The organism is Blautia sp. NSJ-175, from assembly GCF_022867815.1.
In the GTDB taxonomy this organism is placed as follows: domain Bacteria; phylum Bacillota; class Clostridia; order Lachnospirales; family Lachnospiraceae; genus Blautia; species Blautia celeris.
The window spans coordinates 1-4,822 of sequence record NZ_JALIFQ010000054.1 but is presented as its reverse complement, the minus strand read 5'-3'; the positions used below and the strand labels follow the sequence as shown (position 1 = coordinate 4,822).

At 33.3% G+C, this 4,822-nt stretch carries 11 protein-coding genes and 1 pseudogene; 5 read left to right on the top strand and 7 right to left on the bottom strand.

What is annotated here, in order from left to right:
- Nucleotides 1-95 precede the first annotated feature (95 nt).
- From MUB35_RS30230 to MUB35_RS30215, 4 genes are all read right to left on the bottom strand, one after another.
- Entirely contained in the window at nt 96-335 is a 240-nt protein-coding gene (locus MUB35_RS30230; protein ID WP_025487352.1) for a helix-turn-helix domain-containing protein, read from the bottom strand.
- Nucleotides 328-756 carry an RNA polymerase sigma factor gene (locus MUB35_RS30225; protein ID WP_008787630.1) on the bottom strand — a complete coding sequence of 143 codons (429 nt, stop codon included), beginning with the start codon at nt 754-756 and terminating at the stop codon, nt 328-330. Before MUB35_RS30225 ends, MUB35_RS30230 begins: the two co-directional genes overlap by 8 nt.
- Before the next feature lie 279 nt (nt 757-1,035).
- The gene (locus tag MUB35_RS30220; protein ID WP_008787629.1) at nt 1,036-1,260 is read right to left on the bottom strand and encodes a hypothetical protein; all 225 of its coding nucleotides are present in this window, start codon (nt 1,258-1,260) and stop codon (nt 1,036-1,038) included.
- 31 nt (nt 1,261-1,291) lie between these two features.
- Nucleotides 1,292-1,717 (bottom strand): hypothetical protein, encoded by a 426-nt coding sequence (locus tag MUB35_RS30215; RefSeq protein WP_008787628.1) that lies wholly within the window; start codon nt 1,715-1,717, stop codon nt 1,292-1,294.
- Here MUB35_RS30215 and MUB35_RS30210 point away from each other — a divergent pair.
- From MUB35_RS30210 to MUB35_RS30190, 5 genes and pseudogenes are all read left to right on the top strand, one after another.
- Nucleotides 1,692-1,976, top strand: a complete 285-nt coding sequence (locus MUB35_RS30210; protein WP_008787627.1) for a topoisomerase C-terminal repeat-containing protein — start codon at nt 1,692-1,694, stop codon at nt 1,974-1,976. The two genes, MUB35_RS30215 and MUB35_RS30210, sit on opposite strands and share 26 nt — an antisense overlap.
- A 205-nt stretch (nt 1,977-2,181) precedes the next feature.
- A pseudogene (locus tag MUB35_RS30205) lies at nt 2,182-2,351 on the top strand (MLS leader peptide).
- A 48-nt stretch (nt 2,352-2,399) separates the two neighbouring features.
- Entirely contained in the window at nt 2,400-2,483 is an 84-nt protein-coding gene (locus tag MUB35_RS30200; RefSeq protein WP_117844860.1) for a 23S rRNA methyltransferase attenuation leader peptide, read from the top strand.
- A gap of 124 nt (nt 2,484-2,607) precedes the next feature.
- Nucleotides 2,608-3,345 (top strand): 23S rRNA (adenine(2058)-N(6))-methyltransferase Erm(B), encoded by a 738-nt coding sequence (gene erm(B), locus MUB35_RS30195; protein ID WP_048791320.1) that lies wholly within the window; start codon nt 2,608-2,610, stop codon nt 3,343-3,345.
- A gap of 145 nt (nt 3,346-3,490) precedes the next feature.
- Nucleotides 3,491-3,775, top strand: a complete 285-nt coding sequence (locus tag MUB35_RS30190; RefSeq protein ID WP_002326770.1) for a topoisomerase C-terminal repeat-containing protein — start codon at nt 3,491-3,493, stop codon at nt 3,773-3,775.
- Between the two features lie 177 nt (nt 3,776-3,952).
- Here MUB35_RS30190 and MUB35_RS30185 read toward each other — a convergent pair whose 3' ends face one another.
- The 3 genes from MUB35_RS30185 to MUB35_RS30175 form a co-directional block, all read right to left on the bottom strand.
- Nucleotides 3,953-4,369, bottom strand: coding sequence for a hypothetical protein (locus MUB35_RS30185; RefSeq protein ID WP_008787625.1), 417 nt, complete (start codon nt 4,367-4,369; stop codon nt 3,953-3,955).
- Nucleotides 4,366-4,569, bottom strand: a complete 204-nt coding sequence (locus MUB35_RS30180; RefSeq protein ID WP_008787624.1) for a helix-turn-helix transcriptional regulator — start codon at nt 4,567-4,569, stop codon at nt 4,366-4,368. The genes MUB35_RS30185 and MUB35_RS30180 overlap by 4 nt, the downstream gene beginning before the upstream one ends.
- A 100-nt stretch (nt 4,570-4,669) precedes the next feature.
- Nucleotides 4,670-4,822 (bottom strand): conjugal transfer protein (locus MUB35_RS30175; protein WP_244807371.1); only part of this gene is annotated, 153 nt, incomplete at its 5' end.

Genomic DNA, 4,822 nt, shown 5'->3' with positions numbered 1-4,822 from the left:
AAGAGCTGTGGCGAAAGCGTGTTGCTTTCATGTAAAAGCAGGGGCAGAGCAGGAAAGAGGGGATTGAACAAATCATGCTCTGCGGTTACTGCTTGTTATTCTTCGGTTTCTAAAGGAATATCAAAGTCCAAAATCATTTTGATAAGTGCTTCTCTGATACGTCCTTTTAATTCCATGTCTACGACTATGCAGACATTACCATATTTGTCGTAGAACGGACGCAAACAACATTTTGATATGTACGGGTCATACAACGCCAGTATCTTTTCAATCGCATTTACGTTGCCGTCCACAGCCGACGAAATAAGGTAAAATGACGGGCGTGTGTTATTCATCATTCATGTTCTCCTTTAATTTTTTCTTGATTTCTTCAAGTGAGTTCTTCCTACTGCGGAACGACGTTGAACGGTTAATCTTTAATCTGTCGCCGATTTCTGTATCGCTCATGCCTAAGAAGAAATACATCAACAAGATTTCTCTGTCTTTTTCAGACAGATACTTAATCGCTTCTGCTAAATCATCATCAAGGACACGAACCTCAATACCACATACATCAAAGGCGGTATAATCGCTTTCGTATTCGTCCCAGACTGCCAGCTTTTCTACGACGATTTCTGGAAGTTCACAATAGGAAATTTCCTTATTTCTTCGTCGCTTTAATTCTTTGCGATAATTACGGACAATGCCTTTCACTACACGTTTGAGCTTGCAGTCAAATTGACATTGTATTGTCTTTTGGAAGTCCGACGGTTTCATATCATCACACCCCCTTTCCGTTATGACGTGAAAAGTGTTTATCCCTCTTTCCGCACCATATCTGTACAGCAAGGTGTGATTTGTTGCATGATTTTGAAAAAAAATGAAAAAATTTTTTCGGGTACAAAAAAAGCCCGCACAAAACATATAGTCTGTACGAGCTATTAAAGCTGTGAGATATTCAGTTGTTAATAAAATGCTGTTAGGTAGTGTATGACCGTATAAGATTATGCTTAAAACTTTCCATGACACAAGCCCCCTTACAGCACTTGATTTCTATTAAACTTTTGTCTTTTTTGTAATCTTGTAAATATATTCTTCTGGAGTAGGGCGTTTATTTCCAAAATACTTTCTGAAATTCTCCTGCACTTCTGGGTCGGTGCTGTTCATAGCTTCATCAATCGTCGCTTCAATATCAGCTCGAACATCAGCTAATGACACACCGCCAGCTTTTGCACCAGCTTTCAATGCTTTTTTAATATCTCGTTTTTTAAGTCCTATCATAGTATTACCTCGTCACAATTTACTGAATGTTTTAGAAATGTTTTTCAAAATGCTTATATAGAATAATCCCTAAAAATGTTTGCAGTAGGAATAAACCAAATATAATGCCTATAATCCATGCTTCAATATGAAGTAACGCAAGTACAAAAGCAACAAACAAGTACACGAAAGTCATTAACTGATATACTAAAGAACCAGCTTTCATTCTTAAAAATATTTTTCTTTCATCAACATTATTGATGTGATTTTCTCTATTTATATTTTGTAATTTTTCTTTATTTTTTGGCATTTCATAATAACAAATTTTCAATAATTGAACACCAGAAGCAAAAGCTAAACCGAACCCCATTGCGTAAAAAAGTGTAGCGTAATAATCAGTATCAATAACGAAATATCCAAAACATATAAAGATTATACCTATAATAATCTCAATGATAAATGATAATTTTTTCTTCATTGTTAATTCCACCTTTCAAAAGACTACATTTTCTGTATTAAAAAAATCGTTTTATGGTTGTTCAAATTATCCTGAATGTAAGTTTACTTTAGCTGAACATTTTAGAAAGAAAAAACTAACCAAAACGAATGTAAAAGAATTACTGGAGGGAAAAGAAACCCTGGTAAAAGGAATCAAAAACAAAGAGAAAAAGCCCTACAATGCCGTTGTAAAAATTGGGGAAAAGGGATATATTGATTTTATATCTTTCTCAAAATAAACATAAAAGCCCTTTAAAGAGGGCTTTTATATATTAATCACAAATCACTTATCACAAATCACTTATCACAAATCACAAGTGATTTGTGATTGTTGATGATAAAATAAGAATAAGAAGAAATAGAAAGAAGTGAGTGATTGTGGGAAATTTAGGCGCACAAAAAGAAAAACGAAATGATACACCAATCAGTGCAAAAAAAGATATAATGGGAGATAAGACGGTTCGTGTTCGTGCTGACTTGCACCATATCATAAAAATCGAAACAGCAAAGAATGGCGGAAACGTAAAAGAAGTTATGGAAATAAGACTTAGAAGCAAACTTAAGAGTGTGTTGATATTGCAGTATCTTAAAATTTTGTGTATAATAGGAATTGAAGTTAAATTAGATGCTAAAAATTTGTAATTAAGAAGGAGGGATTCGTCATGTTGGTATTCCAAATGCGTAATGTAGATAAAACATCTACTGCTTTGAAACAGACTAAAAACAGTGATTACGCAGATAAATAAATACGTTAGATTAATTCCTACCAGTGACTAATCTTATGACTTTTTAAACAGATAACTAAAATTACAAACAAATCGTTTAACTTCTGTATTTATTTACAGATGTAATCACTTCAGGAGTGATTACATGAACAAAAATATAAAATATTCTCAAAACTTTTTAACGAGTGAAAAAGTACTCAACCAAATAATAAAACAATTGAATTTAAAAGAAACCGATACCGTTTACGAAATTGGAACAGGTAAAGGGCATTTAACGACGAAACTGGCTAAAATAAGTAAACAGGTAACGTCTATTGAATTAGACAGTCATCTATTCAACTTATCGTCAGAAAAATTAAAACTGAACAATCGTGTCACTTTAATTCACCAAGATATTCTACAGTTTCAATTCCCTAACAAACAGAGGTATAAAATTGTTGGGAGTATTCCTTACCATTTAAGCACACAAATTATTAAAAAAGTGGTTTTTGAAAGCCATGCGTCTGACATCTATCTGATTGTTGAAGAAGGATTCTACAAGCGTACCTTGGATATTCACCGAACACTAGGGTTGCTCTTGCACACTCAAGTCTCGATTCAGCAATTGCTTAAGCTGCCAGCGGAATGCTTTCATCCTAAACCAAAAGTAAACAGTGTCTTAATAAAACTTACCCGCCATACCACAGATGTTCCAGATAAATATTGGAAGCTATATACGTACTTTGTTTCAAAATGGGTCAATCGAGAATATCGTCAACTGTTTACTAAAAATCAGTTTCATCAAGCAATGAAACACGCCAAAGTAAACAATTTAAGTACCGTTACTTATGAGCAAGTATTGTCTATTTTTAATAGTTATCTATTATTTAACGGGAGGAAATAATTCTATGAGTCGCTTTTTTAAATTTGGAAAGTTACACGTTACTAAAGGGAATGGAGATAAATTATTAGATATACTACTGACAGCTTCCAAGAAGCTAAAGAGGTCCCTAGCGCCTACGGGGAATTTGTATCGATAAGGGGTACAAATTCCCACTAAGCGCTCGGGACCCCTTGTAGGAAAATGTCCTAAGTGTGGCAACAATATTGTATTAAAAAAATCGTTTTATGGTTGTTCAAATTATCCTGAATGTAAGTTTACTTTAGCTGAACATTTTAGAAAGAAAAAACTAACCAAAACGAATGTAAAAGAATTACTGGAGGGAAAAGAAACCCTGGTAAAAGGAATCAAAAACAAAGAGAAAAAGCCCTACAATGCCGTTGTAAAAATTGGGGAAAAGGGATATATTGATTTTATCTCTTTTTCAAAATAAACATAAAAGCCCTTTAAAGAGGGCTTTTATATATTAATCACAAATCACTTATCACAAATCACAAGTGATTAATCACAAATCACTTGTGATTTGTGATTCTTAATGATACAATATTACTATACAAAAAAAGAATGGGGCGTAGTTATGGAGAAGGAAAAACTAAAAATACTTGAAGAATTAAGACGTATTTTTATCTAAATAACGAGCTGTTATAACCCATGTAATTTGTCCGATAGCAATAACTCCTGCTATCGAAAAAAACACAACTTTACTCATATATCCCATAAAGACAAGAGCAAATAATACAAGAACCAATAATGTAAGTGTTACTTTATAAGCATTCGCAAGAGAAGCATTAGTAATTGCGATATTTCTTTCATCATTTTCTAATATTTGCATTTCTTTTGTTGGCTTACTGAATATATCACAACCCATAAAAATCAATATTATTCCAATAAGCGTTGTACCATAGACAACCAAATCTGGACGAGGTACGGGCAATAGTTGGTGTACGCCTAAACCATAAGTTAGTAAACCACCTAAAAAGATTATTACACCGATAAATAATTCAACTTTTTGTATCTTATGTTTCATTTGCTTTCCTCCTCATAAATAAATATTTCTTCAATACTCATTTGAAAGTACCTTGCAATTTTAAAAGCTAAGATAATAGAGGGATTGTAGCGTCCATTTTCTAAAGAGCCTATTGTTTGACGAGATACTTCAAGAGCAGTCGCTAAATCTTCTTGTTTAATACCTCTTTGTTTTCGTAATTCTTCTAAACGATTTTTCACAACATACCCCTTTCTTGAACAAATGGAAAGTTTGCTTTCCTTTTCTAATCTTATGATACTCCTGCAAGTAAAGAATGTCAAGCAAACTTTCCATATTTTATTATCCTACAATCTTCCAGTTGCTATCCTTATGTAGCACAAGTTCATACTGCGATATTTGTGTAGCCTTTGTCTGATTATCAAGGAATTTCACAGCAACTTTGACTTTCACATTGTCCCCGTCCTTTGTAAAGATAGGGTTTACCAGTTCAGC

Bases quoted from the DNA above. Each gene is read 5' to 3' on its own strand.
- MUB35_RS30230 (WP_025487352.1), bottom strand. From the start codon at position 335: ATGAATAACACACGCCCGTCATTTTACCTTATTTCGTCGGCTGTGGAC.
- MUB35_RS30225 (WP_008787630.1), bottom strand. From the start codon at position 756: ATGAAACCGTCGGACTTCCAAAAGACAATACAATGTCAATTTGACTGC.
- MUB35_RS30220 (WP_008787629.1), bottom strand. From the start codon at position 1,260: ATGATAGGACTTAAAAAACGAGATATTAAAAAAGCATTGAAAGCTGGT.
- MUB35_RS30210 (WP_008787627.1), top strand. From the start codon at position 1,692: ATGATAAATGATAATTTTTTCTTCATTGTTAATTCCACCTTTCAAAAG.
- MUB35_RS30215 (WP_008787628.1), bottom strand. From the start codon at position 1,717: ATGAAGAAAAAATTATCATTTATCATTGAGATTATTATAGGTATAATC.
- MUB35_RS30200 (WP_117844860.1), top strand. From the start codon at position 2,400: ATGTTGGTATTCCAAATGCGTAATGTAGATAAAACATCTACTGCTTTG.
- MUB35_RS30185 (WP_008787625.1), bottom strand. From the start codon at position 4,369: ATGAAACATAAGATACAAAAAGTTGAATTATTTATCGGTGTAATAATC.